The sequence below is a fragment of the Bacillus sp. Xin1 genome (assembly GCF_013314535.1).
Classification (GTDB): Bacteria; Bacillota; Bacilli; order Bacillales; family Bacillaceae_G; genus Bacillus_A.
In genome coordinates, this window is the sequence record NZ_JABUAE010000002.1 from 232,978 (window position 1) to 251,233 (window position 18,256).

19 protein-coding genes and 1 other annotated feature are annotated in these 18,256 nt (G+C 37.1%); of the genes, 15 read left to right on the top strand and 4 right to left on the bottom strand.

The window, feature by feature from the left end; all coding sequences use genetic code 11:
• Window positions 1-50 precede the first annotated feature (50 nt).
• Entirely contained in the window at window positions 51-494 is a 444-nt protein-coding gene (locus tag HRG09_RS04310) for a YrvL family regulatory protein (protein ID WP_174099520.1), read from the bottom strand.
• Between the two features lie 366 nt (window positions 495-860).
• Here HRG09_RS04310 and HRG09_RS04315 point away from each other — a divergent pair, with 366 nt between their 5' ends.
• From HRG09_RS04315 to HRG09_RS04325, 3 genes are all read left to right on the top strand, one after another.
• Entirely contained in the window at window positions 861-1,280 is a 420-nt protein-coding gene (locus HRG09_RS04315) for a MarR family winged helix-turn-helix transcriptional regulator (protein WP_174099521.1), read from the top strand.
• A 316-nt stretch (window positions 1,281-1,596) separates the two neighbouring features.
• The gene (locus HRG09_RS04320; RefSeq protein WP_000184937.1) at window positions 1,597-1,752 is read left to right on the top strand and encodes a hypothetical protein; all 156 of its coding nucleotides are present in this window, start codon (window positions 1,597-1,599) and stop codon (window positions 1,750-1,752) included.
• A 946-nt stretch (window positions 1,753-2,698) separates the two neighbouring features.
• Complete coding sequence (locus tag HRG09_RS04325; RefSeq protein WP_174099522.1) at window positions 2,699-4,039, top strand: TrkH family potassium uptake protein; 1,341 nt, start codon at window positions 2,699-2,701, stop codon at window positions 4,037-4,039.
• A 33-nt stretch (window positions 4,040-4,072) separates the two neighbouring features.
• On the opposite strand, the gene HRG09_RS04330 is transcribed toward HRG09_RS04325, so the two are convergent.
• On the bottom strand, window positions 4,073-4,435 hold the full coding sequence (locus tag HRG09_RS04330) for an imidazole glycerol phosphate synthase (protein WP_174099523.1): 363 nt from the start codon (window positions 4,433-4,435) through the stop codon (window positions 4,073-4,075).
• Between the two features lie 233 nt (window positions 4,436-4,668).
• Between HRG09_RS04330 and ytfJ the strand changes: the two genes are divergently transcribed.
• On the top strand, window positions 4,669-5,070 hold the full coding sequence (gene ytfJ, locus HRG09_RS04335; RefSeq protein ID WP_174099524.1) for a GerW family sporulation protein: 402 nt from the start codon (window positions 4,669-4,671) through the stop codon (window positions 5,068-5,070).
• 121 nt (window positions 5,071-5,191) lie between these two features.
• Window positions 5,192-5,281 (top strand): hypothetical protein, encoded by a 90-nt coding sequence (locus tag HRG09_RS04340; RefSeq protein ID WP_000608217.1) that lies wholly within the window; start codon window positions 5,192-5,194, stop codon window positions 5,279-5,281.
• Between the two features lie 384 nt (window positions 5,282-5,665).
• On the opposite strand, the gene HRG09_RS04345 is transcribed toward HRG09_RS04340, so the two are convergent.
• Entirely contained in the window at window positions 5,666-5,905 is a 240-nt protein-coding gene (locus HRG09_RS04345; protein ID WP_174099525.1) for a YkuS family protein, read from the bottom strand.
• A 383-nt stretch (window positions 5,906-6,288) separates the two neighbouring features.
• Window positions 6,289-6,528 carry a DUF3911 family protein gene (locus HRG09_RS04350; RefSeq protein WP_174099526.1) on the bottom strand — a complete coding sequence of 80 codons (240 nt, stop codon included), beginning with the start codon at window positions 6,526-6,528 and terminating at the stop codon, window positions 6,289-6,291.
• Window positions 6,529-6,944: 416 nt separating this feature from the next.
• Here HRG09_RS04350 and ilvE point away from each other — a divergent pair, with 416 nt between their 5' ends.
• The 10 genes from ilvE to hisG all read left to right on the top strand — a co-directional run bounded on the left by ilvE (window position 6,945) and on the right by hisG (window position 18,256).
• Entirely contained in the window at window positions 6,945-7,841 is an 897-nt protein-coding gene (gene ilvE / locus HRG09_RS04355) for a branched-chain-amino-acid transaminase (protein ID WP_174099527.1), read from the top strand.
• A 24-nt stretch (window positions 7,842-7,865) separates the two neighbouring features.
• Window positions 7,866-8,093: a binding site (T-box leader), on the top strand.
• 71 nt (window positions 8,094-8,164) lie between these two features.
• On the top strand, window positions 8,165-9,865 hold the full coding sequence (gene ilvB / locus HRG09_RS04360; protein WP_174099528.1) for an acetolactate synthase large subunit: 1,701 nt from the start codon (window positions 8,165-8,167) through the stop codon (window positions 9,863-9,865).
• Window positions 9,862-10,374, top strand: coding sequence for an acetolactate synthase small subunit (ilvN, locus tag HRG09_RS04365; protein WP_174099529.1), 513 nt, complete (start codon window positions 9,862-9,864; stop codon window positions 10,372-10,374). Before ilvB ends, ilvN begins: the two co-directional genes overlap by 4 nt.
• A 27-nt stretch (window positions 10,375-10,401) precedes the next feature.
• Window positions 10,402-11,412 (top strand): ketol-acid reductoisomerase, encoded by a 1,011-nt coding sequence (gene ilvC / locus HRG09_RS04370; RefSeq protein WP_174099530.1) that lies wholly within the window; start codon window positions 10,402-10,404, stop codon window positions 11,410-11,412.
• A 1-nt stretch (window position 11,413) separates the two neighbouring features.
• The gene (locus tag HRG09_RS04375; RefSeq protein WP_174099531.1) at window positions 11,414-12,934 is read left to right on the top strand and encodes a 2-isopropylmalate synthase; all 1,521 of its coding nucleotides are present in this window, start codon (window positions 11,414-11,416) and stop codon (window positions 12,932-12,934) included.
• A gap of 82 nt (window positions 12,935-13,016) precedes the next feature.
• Window positions 13,017-14,081, top strand: coding sequence for a 3-isopropylmalate dehydrogenase (gene leuB, locus HRG09_RS04380; protein WP_174099532.1), 1,065 nt, complete (start codon window positions 13,017-13,019; stop codon window positions 14,079-14,081).
• On the top strand, window positions 14,081-15,475 hold the full coding sequence (gene leuC / locus HRG09_RS04385) for a 3-isopropylmalate dehydratase large subunit (protein ID WP_174099533.1): 1,395 nt from the start codon (window positions 14,081-14,083) through the stop codon (window positions 15,473-15,475). The genes leuB and leuC overlap by 1 nt, the downstream gene beginning before the upstream one ends.
• The gene (gene leuD / locus HRG09_RS04390) at window positions 15,453-16,031 is read left to right on the top strand and encodes a 3-isopropylmalate dehydratase small subunit (RefSeq protein ID WP_174099534.1); all 579 of its coding nucleotides are present in this window, start codon (window positions 15,453-15,455) and stop codon (window positions 16,029-16,031) included. Before leuC ends, leuD begins: the two co-directional genes overlap by 23 nt.
• 351 nt (window positions 16,032-16,382) lie before the next feature.
• On the top strand, window positions 16,383-17,645 hold the full coding sequence (hisZ, locus tag HRG09_RS04395) for an ATP phosphoribosyltransferase regulatory subunit (protein WP_174099535.1): 1,263 nt from the start codon (window positions 16,383-16,385) through the stop codon (window positions 17,643-17,645).
• Complete coding sequence (hisG, locus tag HRG09_RS04400) at window positions 17,621-18,256, top strand: ATP phosphoribosyltransferase (protein ID WP_174099536.1); 636 nt, start codon at window positions 17,621-17,623, stop codon at window positions 18,254-18,256. Before hisZ ends, hisG begins: the two co-directional genes overlap by 25 nt.

Sequence of the window (18,256 nt, forward strand, 5' to 3'; positions counted from 1 at the left end):
GTATATTTTGCTTTTATTGTATCAATTTTTATTAAGAAAAGCTTGTAATCTTACTTGTTCTTTTTATTATCATCAGGCCATATTTTATCCAAAATGAAAAAGGCAAGGATAATAAGTAGCTCTCCTTTATTTGAAATTGTAACACTTTCCATCCAATCATCTGCAGTGTGAATTGCAATCCAACTAATTGAAATTTCTATAAGAGATAAAACGGAAAAGGTTATCCATTTTGCTGTGTGTGTAAGTAAGGGGGTTAACAGTACTTTGAAAAATAACGTTAAAAAATTACTAATCCAATCTAGTATAAGAATTAATACAAAAAAGAGAAGTAGTGCAGTTCGCGATGTATATTCCACACCGATAAGACGGAAAATACCAACATAGACAAAGAAAATAAATGCGCAAGCAAGAAATATAAAAATGGTAATCGTGCTGATAGCAATTATTTTATCTTTTCTACTAAAATCGGAAAAGTTTTCTTCATCTGAATTCATCATATACCTCCAATGTATTTGCAGTATGGAAAATATTTCATTATCTATTATAACATGTATATATAATTGGAAATACACACAAAAAGGGTGCGACAAATCGCACCCTTTTTGTGGCTGATGTGGGTTTCAGCATGTGAGAAAAGCAACCTGTATCATTTATTTCCAAATAGGTAATAAATGATACGTGCTCTAGTGAAGGACGAGGATTTTTTCTAAATGTGTTTCGTTTTGGAAACGCATCAGTCAAATAGGTGAATATGATATGAGAAACTTTGTGGGGAAAAAGATGACAAAATGTAAGATATACGGTAATATGATTAATAAAGTTTTTAATTAACTATATGAAGTAAAAGGGAGATGTAAACAGTGTCTCATAATCGTGAACAATTAATGGAGGATTTATCTGCAAATGTTTTTGCTATGTTTCGTTCATTGCGTAATGATATTGGGAAGATTTTTGGAGATTACATACCATGGAATGAGTTTCTCGTACTCCGTATATTAAATCGTAATGAAAAAGAGATGGTTTCTCGCGTAGCGAATGAACTGCATGTATCAAATAGTCATATTACAGCTGTTACAGAAAAGCTAATTAACAAAGGTTTTGTGACACGTTCCCGTTCTACATCTGATCGCCGCGTGGTATATTTGGAAATTACGGATCAAGGAAAAGAATTAGTTGCGAAAATGGAATTAGCTAAAAAGCAGTATTTAAAAGAAAGATTTTCAGCTTTATCTGAAGAAGAGATGCACGTAATGATATCTATTTCAAAAAAACTAATATAGAAAGAAATAGAATGAACTGTGATTAGTTGAAAAAACTTCCCTGTCTTTGGGAAGTTTTTTATTTATTCGCTATTTGTGAGCCAAAGAAAGCCAATGCTGTTTCACTGTATATAAAATGAGATGAATTCCATGGTTTTCTAACAGTACTCCAGCAGAAGTCTCCTTCCTCAAGCGCGTGTAGGACATAGTCCATGTGGTAGGGAAGGGTATTCATAGAAGAATCAATATGAAAAAATGTATGTCATGAAATTGAAGAATATAATGTGTATGATTGAGATCGGAAAGACATACTACCAATATGAAAGGAGGAAGGAAAATGACAAATCGTAATGGTAGTCAAGGGAGTGGAAATCAAGGATCGCCCAAAACAGGGCAATTTCAACAAGAGTTTAGTTCGGAATTTGTGACGGGTAATGATAATAAAGGGAAAGAATATCGTTCGAAAAAAGGAAGTAAATCAAGAAAGGAGTGAATATATTCACTCCTTTTTTATGAAACTGCGGAGCTATCCGCATTATATTAATTATCCTATATAGAAGAATTTAAAAATAAAATTATATTTTAAGATGAAAAATAGACCATCTTGCGAGTGCAAGATGGTCATGGAAGGGGACAATTTATGTCAATTTTAATAAGGGATGGAAAGCTGTTCGAGACACTGGGGAATGCCTCATTATTAGGGAGGAACAGCTTCGATAGTTATAATATAAAAGATAGGTGTGAATTCAATGTGAACTTGAAGTGAAAGGTATAGGGATTTTAAAAGTTTTTCTCTATTTTGATCATAGATGAAAGATAAAAAAGTTAGAGGCTTTATAGTCGAATGAATAGCTCGTGAATCGGTAAAGGAGATAGTATGGTGAATAAAAAAAATAGACCATCTTGCGAGTGCAAGATGGTCATGGAAGGGGACAATTTATGTCAATTTTAATAAGGGATGGAAAGCTGTTCAAGACACTGGGGAATGCCTCATTATTAGGGAGGAACAGCTTTGATAGTTATAATATAAAAGATAGATGTGACCTTAATGTGAATTCGAAGTGAAAGGTATGGGGATTTTAAAAGTTTTACTTTATTCAAGTGGAACGGTCACTTTAATGAAGATAAAAATAGTGTAAAAAGGGTTAATTAGATTTTTTAGTAAGGCATTTCTATCAGTGAAATAAGAAGAAACGCCCTAATAATAGTGGGTTCAATTTGTATGAAAATAAGTGTTGAAATCTATGAAAAAAAGGATTATGCTCAACTATATTATGGGAGTATAAAAAATTTATTCGCTCAAGAGAGTTTGATTTAAAAGTACAAGAAGTAAAAAATCTCATTATAAAATGATTATCTGTAAGATATGTTTTAAGTACACCGGACCATGGACATACAGATATAGATATCGGTGTTACTTTATTAAGGGAGTTAGTGATATGGGAGCAACAAAAAAAGGGTTTTACAATCGTTTAATCCGACTAAGCCCGCCTCAAATTTTAGCAATGGGCTTTTTTTGTTTAATTGTGGTCGGAGGAATGTTATTAAAACTACCATTTGCGACAAAAGAATCAATTAGTTGGGTAGACGCTTTTTTCACAGCAACATCGGCAGCAACGGTAACAGGTTTAGGAGTTGTAGATACTGCTAGTACTTTTACAATGTTTGGTCAAATCATCATTATGTTGTTAATTCAAACGGGTGGTCTTGGATTAATGACAATTGCGATTTTAATTGTATGGATATTAGGAAAGAAAATTGGATTGCGCCACCGATTATTAATTGGAGAAGCGTTTAATCAAACGAATATAGGTGGTCTTGTAAAATTAGTAAAGCGTGTCTTTATTTTTTCTATTTGTATCGAATTAATAGGTGTTGCTTTTTTATCTATTCGATTTATTCCGGAATTTGGTTTCGGAAAGGGAGTATATTATAGTATCTTCCATGTTATTGCAGCTTATAATAATGCCGGATTTGCCCTTTGGCCTGATAATTTAACACGTTATGTAGGAGATCCTATTATTAATATTGGAATTTGTTCTTTAATTGTTATAGGTGGTTTAGGTTTTACAGTGTTAATTGATATATGGTATAGCCGTAGTTTTCAGAAACTATCACTCCATTCGAAAATCATGATTGTTGGCACAGTAGCCCTTAATGTTATTGCGATTATTGTGATTTTTATATTGGAGTATAACAATGTAAAAACATTAGGCTCTTTGTCTTTAAGTGAAAAACTCTGGGCCTCATTTTTCCAAGGAATTACACCGAGGACTGCAGGATTTAATACGATTGATTATGGTGGAATGGAAGAATCGTCAATATTGTTTACGATGATTTTAATGTTTATAGGTGCAGGAAGTGTTTCGACAGGTGGGGGCATTAAGTTAACAACATTTGTTATTTTAATTATATCGGTTGTAGCCTTTTTTAGAAAGAAAGAAGACTTTGTTTTATTTCGTCGTACAATTAAAATGTCGACGGTAACGAGAGCATTGGCGATTGTTATTGCTAGCCAAATCCTTATTTTCGTAGCGGTATTTTTGCTGATGCTAACAGATGATTTTAGTTTTGTTCAATTGTTATTTGAAACGATTTCTGCATTTGGTACAGTTGGATTATCGATGGGGATTACAGCAAAGTTATCAGCTATGGGAAAATGTATTATTATGTTTGTTATGTTTTGTGGATTAATTGGTCCGTTAACACTTGTATTTTCTCTAGCGCGACCAGCGAAACAAAAGATTCGATATCCATCAGAAGATGTTTTCACAGGATAAGGTATCTCGCAAAGAGCGAGATACCTTTTTTCTTTAAAAGAGTGCGAACAAGAAACCAATAATCGCCACGCGGAATAAGAGAGCGACAAGTGCAGCAATACCACCTACAATAGCTGCGATACCACCAGTTACAGTAGCTCCGCGATTATAAGCGTAAATGCCAAGTAAAACAGAAACAAGCCCGAAAAGCGTAGGGAATGTAAAGAGAGATAATACAGCAAGAGCAAGTGCAATAAAACCAGCAGTTGAGCCTGCTGTTTTTGATTTTACTTCGTCTTTATCGTTATAGTTAATACGCTGAGGAGCAACCTCTGCTGCATACTCTTCTTTATAATCTCCTTCTTCAGTTCTATGTCGTTCATCAAATTTATCAGTCACAGTAATGTCTCCTTTCATAACAAGGTTCATTAGTAGTATGTATATATTTTTCTTTTTTATCCGGCAAGAAGTAGACCCTTCACCTCATCGCTTTATCAGGATGAGGTGAAGGGTCTTATATTGATTTTAGATTGTAGGCTGAAAAAGATGATAATGGATCATTGTTTTTTTATGAATTGTAAAACTTGGTATGAGTTCCTCTATTTTGGAAAGTATAAAAAAGAATTAAGAGGAAAAAGGTGGTTTAAATGATGGAACATCCAATTGAAAACTTAATGAAAACTGCAATGACAAATTTAAAAGAGATGGTTGATGTGAATACAATTGTCGGAAGTCCTGTTTCAACAGCGGACGGAAATGTTGTTTTAACTGTCTCAAAAGTTGCCTTTGGTTTTGGCGCAGGGGGAAGTGATTTTAAAGGGGAAACATCGTTAGGAAAAAGTTCGGCAGGACAAGGACAACCAAAAGAGGTGAAGCAAGTACATCCATTTGGAGGGGGAAGTGGTGCAGGGGTTTCAATCGACCCGGTTGCGTTTTTAGTGGTAGGATCTGGTGGTGTGCAAGTGTTACATTTACATAGTGGTACACACTTGATTGAAAAAGCTCTGAATACAGTTCCAAGCACTGTAGATAAGTTTGTAAACGGTCGTTAAAAAGTGAACTTGCATTTTTTAGGAATTATGATATATTAGGAAAAGTGTGCTTAGGACTAATGAATATAACTGAACTGTAAATATATATATATAAGATTTGTGAAATAAGGGAGAGGTAGTTATGATTAACATCAAGAATTTTACTGTCGGCTTATGTATGTTAGTAAGTGGATTTGTTGTGTATGTAGTAAAAGAAAAGGCTCCATTCTAAAACAGACAGATTCGATGTTTGTTTTTATTTTTTGGAAATAAATATTGACGAATCTATTTTTAAGTGTTAAAATTAAATTTCGTGTCTCGGTTACAGCTAGTATATATTGGATATTTCTTATAAATGCAACATGAAAAATTCGCGAAAGATCGGGTAATTTTACCAACAACTTTTGTGAATAAACCCAAAAAGTTGTATTTGTAAGCTTATACACATACTAGTGTATCAAGGAGCGGTCAGAGGAACCGTGTTGATGAGAGAGAGGTAGGGCTTTCATCCAGTATATGTTACTTTCCCGTTAGGTGAATATAAAAAAGAGAAGTCTCCTTTTCATAAGGAGGCTTCTCTTTTTGGGTAAGCTACATATAATAGACATGTTATTTTTTATAGTCTGCTTTCAACTTTTTGACAAATTTCATCTGTTGTTAAACCACTTGCCTCAATCACAGAACCTTTTGTGGATACATTGCTGATTCCCATCACATTAGAATCCTGCCCAGTTACGACGCAACAATCGCATCCTTGCGCGTCATTTTCAGAGCGTAGTGAAATAACTTCATATCCTTTTTGTTGTAGTGCTTGTTGTACATCTGTTAAAGAATCTTCAACACCGATTTTAGCCATAATTTTCACCTCCTACCATCTAGTAATATGCTCAAATTTTTAGCGGATATTTAAATATTTGAGAAAAAGATGATAGGAAAGTGTAAATATAAAGTAGGAGTGCTAATTTATCCCGCTATTTTAGAGCAGTAATACTCCCACCTCAAAATTCGGCGGGAGCAATGTCTAGCTCTAGCGGCTAGAATCTCCGGTCGTTTCGCCCCTCGGACGGAGGCAAAAAGCGCCTCTCTGCCTAGGGATCCAACGTCCTGCGATTCTGAGCGAGCCGCTTCCGCTTTTCTAAAGAAGTTAGGTGGGAGATAAACTGCCCGTAAAAGCCCGATTGGTGAGGGCTAATAATCAGTGGGGGATGAAGAATCCCCACTGATTAAAGTTTCACTTTATTAGTCGTTATACACACCAGTTAGCATTTGACTTACAAATTGATCGTTTAATTGATCTTGGGAAGAATTATCATTTGACTGAATATCAATTGAGGCGATGAAGTTGTTATTCTGTTCTTCATTTGGATACACCTCCACGTAATTGTTAAATTTACATAGACCTTTCGTATCCATTAAATCAAATAGTTGTAACATTTCTACTACCTCTTGTCTCGTTCCTTTAATTTGTACACATGCCATATTATTTTCCTCCTTTGTTTGACAAATTGTTTTTTTTAAATAGGATTATGAAAGCTACATGAAAAATATGATTGTTATTTTTATACAATGTTATTATGTTTTTATTTTCCTCCTTTTCAATCAAAAGTCGCTTTTATTCTCGAATATACAAAATCGGAAGTCCGTTTATTGAATACAATAGATTCGCACCATCTGACAAAAATCCTTCTTTTAAACAAATATTTTTTTGAGGAAAAGTGACGGAAAATATTTTTTTGATATTTTGTAAACGTTAACAATGTTGATAAATCAATATAAACGAGGATATATATAAAATTAAAAATTATAAATTTTCTAAAAATTAACTTGATTTATTTAAAAAGGAGAGTAAACTAGGAAACAATAAAAAATTCACAGGACATAGGAGGCGCTTTTCAGTGAATGAGCAATGGATTTTCTTAAATGGAGAATTTGTTCCAAAAGACGAAGCAAAAGTTTCAGTATATGATCATGGTTATTTATATGGCGATGGGGTGTTTGAAGGGATTCGTGTCTATAGTGGCAATGTCTTCAGGCTGAAAGAACATCTTATTCGTTTATATGAGTCAGCAAAATCCATTATGTTGGAAATTCCATATACGTTAGACGAAGTAACAAATATTGTTGTTGAAACAATTCGTCAAAATAAGCTATTGAATGGATACATCCGTTTAGTAGTATCACGGGGAGCTGGGAATCTTGGATTAGACCCTGATTCTTGTTTGAAACCAAATGTTGTTGTAATTGCGGAACAGTTATCTTTATTTCCGGCTGAATATTACGAAAAAGGGATACCTGTTGTGACGGTTGCGACGCGTCGTAATCGCCCGGATGTATTAACGCCTCAAGTAAAGTCTTTGAACTATTTAAATAATATTTTAGTTCGAATTGAAGCAAAATTGGCTGGTGTGCAAGAAGCACTTATGTTGAATGAGCAAGGGTATGTTGCAGAAGGATCTGGTGATAATGTGTTCATTGTAAAAGGAAATAAATTAATTACACCACCAAGTTCTGCAGGAGCATTAGAAGGTATTACACGAAACGCTATTTTGGAAATTGGAGAAAAGCTTGGGTATGACGTAAGAGAAGAACTATTTACAAGACACGATGTATATGTAGCTGATGAAGTATTTTTAACAGGAACTGCAGCTGAAGTGATTGCAGTTACGACAGTTGATGGAAGAATGATTGGGTCTGGGAAAACGGGTCCACATACAAATCGCTTATTGGAAGAGTTTCGTAAATTAGTTGTAGAAGATGGGGAAAAAATTTACGAAGAAAATAAAGTTGGATGATAGAAATGTAATGAAATATAAATTTGTAAAGCGTTGATAGGGAGGAGTAGTTGATTGTGAAGCCTCACAGAGAGTCGGTGGTTGCTGGAAACCGATGGTTCACGTCGACGAACATCGCCCTTGAGTGCTAAGCTGAAGCGTTTGTCTAGGCTTAGACGGTAGCTCCGTTATTAGCTAGACTCATCCCGAGTCACTGAGGCAAGAGATATTCTTGCGAAGAAGGGTGGTACCGCGAAATCTTTCGTCCCTTCAGCACATAGCTGGAGTGTGGACGTAGGATTTTTTTATTGTATAAGGAAATTTTAAAGGAGGTTAAAAGAGAGATGTCTTCGAAAACGGAAGAGAAAATGGCAACTGGTGCACAGCTGTTGTTAGAAGCGCTAGGAAAGGAAGAGGTAGAAGTTATTTTTGGTTATCCTGGAGGAGCTGTTCTGCCGTTATATGATGCAATTTATGATTGTGAAATTCCTCATATTTTAACGAGGCATGAACAAGGGGCAATCCATGCAGCAGAAGGCTATGCACGGGTTACCGGGAAACCAGGTGTTGTGATTGCAACAAGTGGACCGGGTGCAACAAATGTGATTACGGGTCTTGCAGATGCAATGATTGATTCACTGCCACTTGTTGTTTTCACAGGTCAAGTAGCTACAACGTTAATTGGAAGTGATGCTTTCCAAGAGGCGGATATTATGGGGCTTACGATGCCGGTAACGAAACATAATTATCAAGTGCGCAAGGCTTCAGATTTACCAAGAATTATTAAAGAAGCGTTTCATATTGCGAAAACGGGTCGACCAGGACCAGTCGTTATCGATCTTCCTAAAAACATGGTAGTAGAAAAAGGAGAACGATGTAGTGACGTGCAAATGGATTTACCAGGCTATCAACCAAACTATGAGCCAAACCTATTGCAAATTAACAAGTTATTAGAAGCGATTGATGTGGCCGAAAAACCTTTGATTTTAGCTGGAGCAGGTGTATTGCACGCGAAAGCCTCGCAAGAATTAACAAATTTTGCAAGAATGCACTGTATACCTGTTGTTCATACACTTCTTGGACTAGGGGGATTTCCACCAGAAGATGAATTATTTCTAGGAATGGGAGGTATGCATGGTTCATATACAGCAAACATGGCATTATATGAGTGTGATTTACTCATAAATATCGGTGCAAGATTCGACGATCGTCTAACAGGGAATTTACAGCATTTTGCTAAGGATGCTACAGTTGCGCATATTGATATTGATCCAGCAGAGATCGGGAAAAATGTTCCTACAGAAATTCCGATTGTAGCTAGTGCGAAGCAAGCTTTGCAGGCATTGCTAGAGTGTAAAGGCAGAAAAGAAAATCATAGTGCATGGTTATCGCTTTTAAAAAGCAGAAAAGAACAATATCCATTTTTCTATGATCAAGATTCTGAAGAGATTAAACCGCAAGCGGCAATTGATATGTTATATGAAATTACAAAAGGAAAAGCAATTGTCACAACTGACGTTGGTCAGCATCAAATGTGGGCTGCTCAATATTATCCACTAAAGGACCCGGATAAGTGGGTGACATCAGGGGGACTTGGCACAATGGGGTTTGGATTTCCAGCTGCTATTGGTGCGCAAATTGCAAGACCGAAAGAATTGGTTGTAGCGATTGTTGGTGATGCTGGTTTTCAAATGACATTACAAGAACTGAGCGTATTGAAAGAACATTCCTTACCGGTTAAAGTTTTGATTTTAAATAATGAAGCTTTAGGAATGGTAAGGCAGTGGCAAGATGAATTTTATAACCAAAGATATTCTCATTCGTTACTCTCTTGTCAGCCTGATTTTGTAGCACTGGCCCATGCATATGGCATAAAAGGGATGCGAATTGAAAATCCGTTACTTGCGAAGGAGCAGTTGCAAGCGGCGATTGATTTGCAAGAACCTGTCGTCATTGATTGCAGAGTATTACAGTCTGAAAAAGTTATGCCGATGGTTGCTCCAGGAAAAGGGGTTCATCAAATGGAGGGGGTGGAAAAACGATGAAAAGGATTGTCACGGCAACTGTTCGAAATCAAAGTGGCGTATTAAATCGAATCACAGGTGTTATGACAAGAAGGCATTTTAACATTGAAAGTATTTCTGTTGGGCATACAGAATCGTCCGATATTTCACGAATGACATTTGTTGTTCATGTTGAAAATGAACAACAAGTAGAACAGCTCATTAAACAACTTCATAAACAAATTGATGTATTAAAAGTGTCTGACATAACAGGAGAAGCAATGATTGCGAGGGAACTTGCTCTCATTAAAGTAGCAACAACAAGTGTGTCAAGATCAGAATTATATAGTTTAATTGAACCGTTTCGAGCCGCTGTAATAGATGTTGGAAAGGATTCCATCGTTGTGCAAGTAACGGGTACGCAAGAAAAGGTAGAGGCGTTAATTGAGCTTTTGCGTCCGTATGGTTTAAAAGAAATTGCAAGAACAGGCGTTACTGCATTTACGCGTAGTATGAAAAAGCAAGATAAACAAATTATGTTAATTCATTAATCATTTAAATATAGGGGGAGAAAGAAAATGGCAAAAGTTTATTATGAGAAAGATGTAGAGGTAAATGTATTAAAGGGGAAAAAAGTAGCGATTGTTGGATATGGTTCCCAAGGTCATGCTCATGCACAAAACTTACGTGATAATGGTTTTGATGTAGTAGTTGGATTAAGGCCAGGGAAGTCATGGGAAAAGGCGAAAGAGGATGGTTTTTCTGTATATCCAGTCGCGGAGGCTACAAAATTTGCTGATGTAGTCATGATTCTTCTTCCAGATGAGTTGCAACCAGAAGTATACGAATCAGAAATTGAACCGAATTTACAAGCTGGGAATTCACTCGTGTTTGCACATGGATTCAACGTTCACTTTAATCAGGTTACGCCACCAGAAGATGTAGATGTATTTCTAGTAGCGCCGAAAGGACCGGGGCATTTAGTACGTCGTACATTTACTGAAGGTGGAGCGGTTCCAGCATTATTTGCTGTATATCAAGACGCAACAGGAAAAGCAACTGAAAAAGCATTATCCTATGCAGATGGAATTGGAGCAACGAGAGCCGGGGTGCTAGAAACTACATTTAAAGAAGAAACAGAAACGGATCTATTTGGAGAACAAGCTGTACTTTGCGGAGGAGTTACTGCGCTTGTAAAGGCAGGGTTTGAAACATTAGTAGATGCTGGTTACCAGCCAGAGCTTGCTTACTTTGAATGCTTACATGAACTGAAGCTTATTGTTGACCTAATGTATGAAGGTGGACTTGAAAATATGAGATATTCTGTTTCCGATACAGCGCAGTGGGGCGATTTTGTATCAGGACCACGCGTTGTAACAGAACATACCAAGAAAGCGATGGGTGAAGTGTTAAAAGAAATCCAAGATGGTACATTTGCAAGAGGGTGGATTGCAGAGCATAAAGCAGGAAGACCGCATTTCCATGCAACAAATGCTAAGGAGAATGAACATCAAATTGAAGTTGTTGGACGTAAATTACGTGAAATGATGCCATTTGTACAACCGAAAGTAAAGGCGGAGGTTAAATAATATGAAACAGATTTTGTTCATGGATACGACGCTTCGTGATGGCGAACAATCACCCGGAGTCAATTTAAATGAACAAGAAAAATTGCAGATTGCAAGGCAGTTAGAAAAACTCGGGATTAATGTGATGGAAGCGGGATTTGCAGCAGCTTCTGAAGGGGATTTTCGTTCAGTAAAGCGTATTGCGGAAACGATTCAAAATGCTTCAGTTATGAGTCTTGCAAGAGCGAAGGAAAGTGATATTCAGAGAGCGTATGAAGCGGTAAAAGGTGCAGTATCTCCGAGGTTACATGTTTTTTTGGCAACGAGTGATATTCATATGAAATATAAGCTTTGTATGTCAAAAGAAGATGTACTAGATAGTATTCATCGCTCTGTAACTTTAGGGAAATCTTTATTCCCAACAGTGCAATTTTCGGCAGAAGATGCAACGAGAACGGCTCGTCCTTTTTTAGCAGAAGCTGTAGAAGTTGCGATTCGTGCTGGAGCGGATGTTGTTAATATTCCTGATACAGTTGGCTATACGAATCCTGAAGAATACTATTCTCTCTTTAAATACTTACAAGAATATGTTCCTTCTTATGAAAAAACCATTTTCTCTTGCCATTGTCACGATGATCTTGGTATGGCAGTAGCGAATTCATTGGCGGCTATTGAAGGCGGGGCACTACAAGTAGAGGGAACAATCAATGGGATTGGAGAACGTGCAGGTAATGCTGCCTTGGAAGAAGTAGCAGTTGCCTTGCATATTAGAAAAGACTATTATGAAGCCGGATCTTCTATAACATTAAAAGAGATTAAAGAATCAAGTACATTAGTAAGTCGTTTAACAGGTATGATTGTTCCCAAAAATAAGGCGATTGTTGGAGCGAATGCATTTGCACATGAATCAGGTATTCATCAAGATGGTGTATTAAAAGAAGTAACAACATATGAAATCATTGAACCAGAACTAATTGGTGAATCGCAAAATTTATTTGTACTAGGAAAGCATTCTGGTCGCCACGCTTTTACTGAAAAAATGAAGGAGCTTGGTTATGATTTTACGGAGGAAGAGCGAGATATAGCATTCAGTGCATTTAAGAGATTAGCAGATCGTAAAAAAGAGATTACAGAAGAAGATTTACGTGCGTTAGTGCTAGGAGAAACCGCATTTCTAGCACAGCAGTATAACATTAAACAACTGCAAGTACATTTTGTCTCCAACAGTACGCAATGTGCAACAGTTGCACTGGAAGATGAGGAAGGTAATGTGTACGAAGATGCAGCAACAGGGGCAGGAAGTATTGAGGCAATTTATAATGCAATTCAAAGAATTTTAGGAATGGAATGTGAATTAGCAGATTATCGCATTCAATCCATTACACAAGGACAGGATGCACTGGCTCATGTTCATGTTGAATTGAAAGAAGGGACTCATCAAGTTGCAGGCTTTGGTGTTGCACAAGATGTATTAGAAGCATCGGCAAGAGCCTATGTGCATGCAGCAGGAAAATTAAAGGCTTTGTTATTGCTTGCAAAATAATGTTTGAGAAGTGGGGAATCTCCCTGCTTCCCTTGATTAAATTCAGAATAATCAGTTAAATAATAAAAAGGGGTGCTGATCATTGGAAAAACGTATTGTTTGCTTAGCAGGTGACGGTGTTGGGCCAGAGATTATGGAGAGTGCAAAGAAAGTATTAAACATGGTAGAAAGATTATATGGTCATCATTTTTATTTACAAGATGAACAATTTGGGGGAGCTGCGATTGATTCGTGCGGGAAACCATTGCCGTCAAGAACCTTAGCTTCATGTTTAGCAAGTGATGCTGTATTGCTAGGTTCGGTTGGTGGGCCGCGCTGGGACGAAGCAAAAGAAAGGCCGGAAAAAGGATTGCTGGCGCTTCGAAAAGGGCTTGGTGTATTTGCTAATGTTCGTCCTGTCACTGTAGATGCAGCAACTGCCCATTTATCGCCATTGAAGGCGGCTGATGAGGTGGATTTTGTTGTCGTTCGTGAATTAACGGGCGGGATTTACTTCTCCTTTCCAAAAGAAAAAACAGAAGAAGTAGCAACAGACACACTCACTTATCACCGTCATGAAATTGAGCGCATTGTTTCTTACGCTTTTCAACTGGCAAGTAAACGTCGTAAAAAAGTTACTTCTATTGATAAAGCAAATGTTTTAGAGTCAAGCAAACTTTGGAGGGAAATAACAGAAGAAGTGGCGCTTCGCTATCCGAATGTTGAACTTGAACATATTTTAGTAGATGCAGCCGCGATGGAATTGATTCGTAATCCAGCTCGATTTGATGTAATTGTAACAGAAAATTTATTTGGTGATATTTTAAGTGATGAAGCATCTGTATTAGCTGGATCACTTGGGATGCTTCCATCGGCAAGTCATGCGGAGAATGGCCCTTCGCTGTATGAACCAATCCATGGATCAGCACCAGATATTGCCGGGAAAAATAAGGTGAATCCAATTGCAATGATGCGTTCAGTTGCGATGATGCTAGGACAATCTTTTGATTTGAAAAGAGAAGGAGAAGCAATTGAAGAAGCAATTTCCGCAGTCCTTCGATCTGGTAAATGTACAGCTGATATAGGTGGAAATGAAACAACATCTTCCTTTACGAAGTGTGTACTGCAAGAAATGGAAGAACAAGCGTTAGTAGGGAGAGGGAGATAATGGCGAAAAGGTTACTAGATAAATTGTGGGAAAGACATGTTGTTGCGACAAATGAAAATGGATTAGATTTACTATATATCGATCTTCATCTCGTACATGAAGTGACATCCCCGCAAGCCTTTGAAGGCTTGCGGCTTGCAAATCGAAATGTTCGGAGACCAGATTTAACATTTGCAACGATGGATCATAATATTCCAACAAAGGATGTTTGGAATATTACAGATCGTATTTCGAAGCAACAATTAGATACGCTTCGTGAAAATTGCAAGCAATTTAATATTCCATTAGCGGATATTGATGATGAAAATCAAGGGATTGTCCATGTTATTGGTCCAGAACTTGGACTAACGCAGCCGGGGAAGACCATTGTATGTGGCGATAGTCATACGGCAACACATGGAGCCTTTGGAGCGTTAGCATTTGGAATTGGTACAAGTGAAGTGGAGCATGTATTAGCGACCCAAACATTGTGGCAGCGAAAGCCAAAAGCAATGGGGATTGAATTAAAAGGGAAATTACCTAAAGGGGTATATGCAAAAGATATCATTTTACACCTCCTAGCTACATATGGAGTGGCATTTGGAACTGGATATGTGATGGAGTTTTACGGAGAAGCAATTGCAAATCTGGAAATGGAAGAGCGCATGACACTTTGTAATATGGCGATTGAAGGTGGAGCAAAGGCAGGAATTATTGCACCGGATGAAAAAACAATTGCTTATGTAAAAGGGCGTGAGTATGCGCCGAAAGAGTTCGAATCAGCAGTAGCGAATTGGCGGGGGCTCTATACTGAGCCAGATGCAATATATGATACTTGTATTTTAGTAGATGTTGCTAAACTGGCACCATATGTAACATGGGGAACAAATCCAAGTATGGGCATGCGTATCGATGAACAGTTGCCAGAAACACGTGATAAAAATGATGAACGAGCTTTTGCATATATGGGGCTCCAGCCAGGACAAAGTGCATTTGGAATTCCGGTCCAGCATGTATTTATTGGCTCTTGTACAAATTCTCGTTTATCAGATTTAGAAATTGCCGCAGCCGTTGTAAAAGGAAAAAAGGTAAAAGAAGGGGTGCGGGCACTTGTAGTACCAGGATCTAAAAGAGTACGAAAAGCCGCGATGGAAAAAGGACTGCATCGTATATTTGAAGAAGCAGGGTTCGAGTGGAGAGAGCCTGGGTGTTCTATGTGTCTCGGAATGAATCCAGATCAAGTACCGGAGGGGGAACATTGTGCATCTACTTCCAATCGGAATTTTGAAGGGCGACAAGGGAAGGGTGCGAGAACACATTTAGTTAGTCCTGCGATGGCAGCGGCCGCAGCACTTTATGGTCATTTCGTTGATGTGAGAAAGGAGAGTTATGATGGAGCCATTTCGTATTCATAGAGGGACTGTTGCTGTACTAATGAACGATAACATTGATACAGATCAAATCATTCCAAAACAATATTTAAAGAGGATTGAAAGAACGGGTTTTGGGAAATTTTTATTCGATGAGTGGCGTTATGAGGATGACAGGCAAGAAAATTCAGATTTTCCACTAAATGAACCTGAGCGAAAAGGAGCAAGTATACTTATTACAGGTGAAAATTTTGGCTGTGGTTCATCAAGAGAGCATGCGCCATGGGCACTTGCTGACTATGGGTTTCGTGTTATTATTGCGGGAGGATTTGCAGACATTTTTTATATGAATTGTACGAAAAATGGCATGCTGCCAATCGTTATGGAAAAAGAAATGCGTGAAAAACTAGCAGCTGTTGATCCAAGAGATGTCATAGAAGTTGATTTAGAGAATGAAGTGATTATGACTTCGCTACATCGTTTTCATTTTACAATTGAAACGATGTGGAAAGAAAAGCTATTAAGTGGCTTAGATGAAATTGGAATCACGCTTCAATATGAACGAAAAATTCAAGAATATGAACAAAAAATAGCTCGCTAATTTTTTAGCGAGCTGTCATAAAAAAATACATATAAGGTTCTAATTGTATTTACATTCTGAATTTTGTGTTATATACTATGTGAAAACAAGAGGAGAAAGGGAGTAATGATTATGTTCACAGTACAATCTATTAATATGCTTACACAACTACATCATCATACATAAACCCTTGAACCTAGCGTGAACAACGTGTAGGTACAAGGGTTATTCCCGTTGTACCTACACCCTAAAAAAGGGCCTTGTAGGTATTTTTTCTACAAGGCCCTTTTTATTTTGTTCGTGATTGCTATGGTAGACCATACACTAAAAGGGGAAGTTTACTGATGAGAGCTTAAAGGAGTGTGAATCGGTATGACAAAATGGAAGCGAGCAAATCCAGATGGAACAAGAGATTATGTATTTGAAGAGTGTACGTTAATAGAAGAAGTTGAACAAAAATTACGACGTACTTTTTTAGAAAGGGGTTATGAAGAAATTCGGACACCAACGATTGAATTTTATGATGTTTTTGCTTTTCGTAATAGGCCGATAGATGAAGAGAAAATGTATAAGTTTTTTGATCAGCAAGGGCGGATTATTGTTTTGAGACCTGATATGACAATTCCTCTAGCAAGGGTAATGGGAACGCTCAGAGAGGATTTGGCTCTGAAGCTAACATATAGCGGGAATGTATTTCGAGCAAACGAATCATTATCTGGAAAATACAATGAAATCATTCAAACAGGGATTGAAATCATCGGAATTAATAATATACGTGCTGAAATTGAATGTATCGTCAGTGCAATCCATGCTCTTCAAGCTGTAGGAATTCAATCTTTTACAATAGAATTAGGGCAAGTTCAGTTATATAAGTGTATTGTTAAAAAATTATCATTTGGAGAAGAAGAGGAGTCGCTCTTACGTACGTATATTGAAAGTAAAAACTATGCAGAGCTATCCCGTTTTTTACAAGAAAAGAATTTAGATCGAAGTGATGAAACGGTACAGTTACTTGAAAAGTTACCAAGGTTATTCGGAAAACTTGAAGTGATTAAAGAAGCGGAAAAGCTCGCTTCAAATCATGAGATGAAGCAAGCAATTATGCGGGTAAAAGAAATCTATAAAACGATTGAAAAATTAGGATATGGTTCATATATATCAATTGATCTCGGGATGATTCAACATTTGCATTATTATACAGGAGTTATTTTTAGAGGGTATATATATGATGTTGGAGGAGAAATCGTTAGTGGCGGAAGATATGATGAATTGCTTGGTAATTTTGGAGAACCAATGCCAGCGGTTGGGTTAGCTGTACAAGTAAATCAAATTGTACGGACATTACAAGAACAGCAAAAACCATTCCAGCGAAAAAATTTAGATATGATTATTCATTATTCTTTGGAAATGATAGCTGAAGCAGAAAGGTTACGTGGATTACTGCAGAAAGATGGATGGAAAGTAGAATTATCTATGTTTGAGAATTTACAAGATACATTTCAGTTTGCAAAGAAGAATGGAATTATAAAAGTAATTGAAGCGACTGGAAAAGCATTAGTGGAATATGTGTGGAAAGAAAAATGGGTCATACAGAAAGAAGGAGAAACTTCATGCGTAACATTCAAATTGCGTTAACGAAGGGGAGACTGGAGAAACATGTCATTCCGCTATTTGAAAAAATTGGGATCGATTGTTCGGAATTGATGGATAAAGGAAGGAAGCTTGTATTCCAAAGCGCTAGTTCGAACGTTTCCTTTATTCTAGTGAAAGCAGTTGATGTTGCAACGTATGTAGAGCATGGCGTTGCAGACATTGGGATTGTCGGAAAAGATATTTTAATGGAATATGAGAAAGATATATATGAAATGGTGGATTTAGGTGTAGGGTGTTGTAAGTTCTGTGTTGCCTCTATTCCAGCATATAATCCGAAAGGCTATCGAAAAAAGAGAATTGCTACAAAGTATCCACATATTACTTCTAACTATTTTCGAGAAAAAGGAGAAGATGTAGAGATTATAAAAATAGAAGGTTCTGTGGAAATAGCTCCATTGCTAGGGTTAGCAGATGCAATCGTTGATATTGTAGAGACAGGAAAAACATTACAAGAAAATGGGTTGATTGTATTTGAAGAAATGTATCCAATATCTGCTCGAATGATTGTGAATAAAGCAGCTTTAAAAACAAAAAAAGACGAAATATTCTATATTATCAATAAAATGGAGCGTGCAATTACTGTATCTAAATAA

Excerpts from the sequence above, each read along its gene's own strand:
- HRG09_RS04310 (WP_174099520.1), bottom strand. The coding sequence starts at position 494 with ATGAATTCAGATGAAGAAAACTTTTCCGATTTTAGTAGAAAAGATAAA.
- HRG09_RS04320 (WP_000184937.1), top strand. The coding sequence starts at position 1,597 with ATGACAAATCGTAATGGTAGTCAAGGGAGTGGAAATCAAGGATCGCCC.
- HRG09_RS04325 (WP_174099522.1), top strand. The coding sequence starts at position 2,699 with ATGGGAGCAACAAAAAAAGGGTTTTACAATCGTTTAATCCGACTAAGC.
- HRG09_RS04330 (WP_174099523.1), bottom strand. The coding sequence starts at position 4,435 with ATGAAAGGAGACATTACTGTGACTGATAAATTTGATGAACGACATAGA.
- ytfJ (WP_174099524.1), top strand. The coding sequence starts at position 4,669 with ATGGAACATCCAATTGAAAACTTAATGAAAACTGCAATGACAAATTTA.
- HRG09_RS04340 (WP_000608217.1), top strand. The coding sequence starts at position 5,192 with ATGATTAACATCAAGAATTTTACTGTCGGCTTATGTATGTTAGTAAGT.
- HRG09_RS04345 (WP_174099525.1), bottom strand. The coding sequence starts at position 5,905 with ATGGCTAAAATCGGTGTTGAAGATTCTTTAACAGATGTACAACAAGCA.
- HRG09_RS04350 (WP_174099526.1), bottom strand. The coding sequence starts at position 6,528 with ATGGCATGTGTACAAATTAAAGGAACGAGACAAGAGGTAGTAGAAATG.
- ilvB (WP_174099528.1), top strand. The coding sequence starts at position 8,165 with ATGTCTTCGAAAACGGAAGAGAAAATGGCAACTGGTGCACAGCTGTTG.
- ilvN (WP_174099529.1), top strand. The coding sequence starts at position 9,862 with ATGAAAAGGATTGTCACGGCAACTGTTCGAAATCAAAGTGGCGTATTA.
- ilvC (WP_174099530.1), top strand. The coding sequence starts at position 10,402 with ATGGCAAAAGTTTATTATGAGAAAGATGTAGAGGTAAATGTATTAAAG.
- HRG09_RS04375 (WP_174099531.1), top strand. The coding sequence starts at position 11,414 with ATGAAACAGATTTTGTTCATGGATACGACGCTTCGTGATGGCGAACAA.
- leuC (WP_174099533.1), top strand. The coding sequence starts at position 14,081 with ATGGCGAAAAGGTTACTAGATAAATTGTGGGAAAGACATGTTGTTGCG.
- leuD (WP_174099534.1), top strand. The coding sequence starts at position 15,453 with ATGGAGCCATTTCGTATTCATAGAGGGACTGTTGCTGTACTAATGAAC.
- hisZ (WP_174099535.1), top strand. The coding sequence starts at position 16,383 with ATGACAAAATGGAAGCGAGCAAATCCAGATGGAACAAGAGATTATGTA.
- hisG (WP_174099536.1), top strand. The coding sequence starts at position 17,621 with ATGCGTAACATTCAAATTGCGTTAACGAAGGGGAGACTGGAGAAACAT.